Raw genomic sequence first — 2,360 nt, 5'->3', positions numbered from 1 at the left:
TAGAAGATAAAATTCAATTTATACATCAAGATGGAAAGGATATTTATTTAGTAGGCCCTATCAAATTGCCAATTAATTTATATGGGGAGACTAAAGTTTTTCAATGGTATTCTTGGTTACAATGTAGTGAGGTTACAAATAGTGTAGAAGGAATTATCGAAAAACTCTCATCTATTAATTTAGCTGATATGCAGCAATCTAGTGTACTTGTATATGGTGATTTTGAGAATTCTGAAGATGCCCTAATTCGTATGCATAGTATTTGTCACACCGGTGATATCTTTGGTAGTAAACGTTGTGACTGTGGATTCCAATTAAAGCAGTCTTTACAAATGATTACAGAACATGGTTCAGGTGCTTTATTTTACTTAGCGAATCATGAAGGAAGAGGAATTGGCTTGTTTAGTAAAGCTATGACGTACCTCTTGCAAGAAAATGGGTTAGATACAGTAGAAGCTAATCTGAACCTAGGTTTTGAAGATGATGTTCGAAACTATGATGATACAATTGAAGTATTAAAAGCGCTACGCTCAAAACCTGTAAAACTTATTACAAATAATCCGAAAAAATTAGAAGCGTTACAAAAAGCTGGATTAAATGTTACGAGTCGTGAACCGTTATGGGGTGATGTCTCAGAGTTTAATGAGAAATATTTGCAAACGAAGATTCAGCGTTCTGGACATTTTGAAGGGGGACACTTACATGCTTGAGCATGAATTGTATATGAAGCTAGCACTAGAAAATGCCAAGGCTATGAAGGGACAAACGACTCCAAATCCATTGGTTGGATCTGTAATTGTAAATGATAATCGAATTGTAGGGGTCGGAGCACATATGAAGGCCGGAGAACCACATGCCGAAATATATGCGATACGTATGGCTGGAGAACAGGCACGTGGTGGTACAATTTATGTAACTCTTGAACCTTGTTCTCATCATGGTAGAACAGGGCCTTGTGCTGAAGCAATTGTACAAGCAGGAATTAAGAAGGTAGTAGTTGCTACACTTGATCCAAACCCGCTTGTTTCTGGACGTGGAATTAAAATTCTACAAGATGCAGGTATTGAAGTACTTGTAGGAGTGTGTGAAGAAGAATCTAAAAAAATGAATGAAGTCTTTAATAAATATATTTTGACAAAGCGCCCATTTGTAACGATTAAATCAGGAGTTACATTAGATGGGAAAATCGCTACGTCTTTATCGGATAGTAAGTGGATTACATCTACAGAAGCAAGACAAGAAGTACACCAAATACGAAACGAAAATGCGGCTATTTTAGTAGGAGCGAATACTGTTCAAAAGGATAATCCATCATTGACAACGCGTATTCCAAATGGCCGAAATCCAATTCGAGTAATATTGGACTCGACATTACGCATACCGATGGAAGCTAACGTTGTTACAGATAGAGAAGCTCCTACCTGGATATTTACAACAAGTAATCATGCAGAGGAAAAAAAGAAAGCATTAGAAAATGCAGGAGTTAAAGTATTTGTTACTAGCGGAGAAAAGCATATAAACTTACATGAAATGCTTGATGTTTTAGGACAAAAAGGAGTTTCCTCCCTGCTTATTGAAGGTGGTGGAGAAGTAAATGCTTCGTTTATTGAAAATAAACTAATGGATAAAATTATTTTATATTTCGCACCTAAAATTATTGGAGGTAGATTGGCGCCTAGTTTTGTAGAGGGGACTGGTATTACTAAAATGAAAGATGCAATTGAATTTAAGGATATATCATTTACCCAGATTGGAAAAGATTATAGATTTATTGGCTATCCAGCATATCGGAAAGATGAGCAATAAGGGGAATAAAAACTACTTATATGTTCCGATAAATGGATTGCAGAAAGGAGCGATGAAGAGTGAAGTTTGGATTTGATATCGATGATACACTAATTGATTTAAGGCAGCATGCTTTTCATTTATATAATAAGAAATTAAACAAAAAAGTAGGGTTGGATGTATTCCATTCTTTAAAAACAATTGAAATTCATGAAGCATTTGGCATGACTTCCGAGGAAGGCGGTCATATGTGGAATAGTTTGCTGGATGAGATTTATTATACTTCTTGTTCACCGTTTCCGTATGCTGTAGAGACATTGCAAGAATTAGAAAGACAGGGACATGAAATTTACTATATAACGGCGCGACCTAAAGAGCATGGAGAGCAAACAAAAAAATGGTTAATAGAAAAAGGATTTCCGGTACATGAAGATCGCTTTTTCTATGGAATGAAGGATGAAGAAAAAATACACTTTATACAAGAAATAAAATTAAACTATTTCTTTGATGATAAGCCGGCTGTTTTAGAAACGTTAATAGGAAAACCGATAAATGTATATGCAAAAACTACTTCT

General features: G+C 35.4%; 3 protein-coding genes. All 3 read left to right on the top strand.

The window, feature by feature from the left end; translation table 11 throughout:
• A partial coding sequence (locus ACQGS6_RS26670) for a GTP cyclohydrolase II (RefSeq protein ID WP_426965892.1) occupies nt 1–710 on the top strand: 710 nt, incomplete at its 5' end.
• Entirely contained in the window at nt 703–1,806 is a 1,104-nt protein-coding gene (gene ribD, locus ACQGS6_RS26665) for a bifunctional diaminohydroxyphosphoribosylaminopyrimidine deaminase/5-amino-6-(5-phosphoribosylamino)uracil reductase RibD (protein ID WP_098382104.1), read from the top strand. The genes ACQGS6_RS26670 and ribD, both read left to right, overlap by 8 nt.
• A 59-nt stretch (nt 1,807–1,865) precedes the next feature.
• The coding region (locus ACQGS6_RS26660) for a 5' nucleotidase, NT5C type (RefSeq protein WP_426965891.1) at nt 1,866–2,360 on the top strand (495 nt) is incomplete at its 3' end.

The organism is Bacillus sp. GMs2/2 (assembly GCF_050172095.1).
GTDB lineage: Bacteria > Bacillota > Bacilli > Bacillales > Bacillaceae_G > Bacillus_A > Bacillus_A cereus.
Note: the sequence above shows the minus strand (reverse complement) of the source record. Positions and strands in the feature narration are given on the sequence as shown.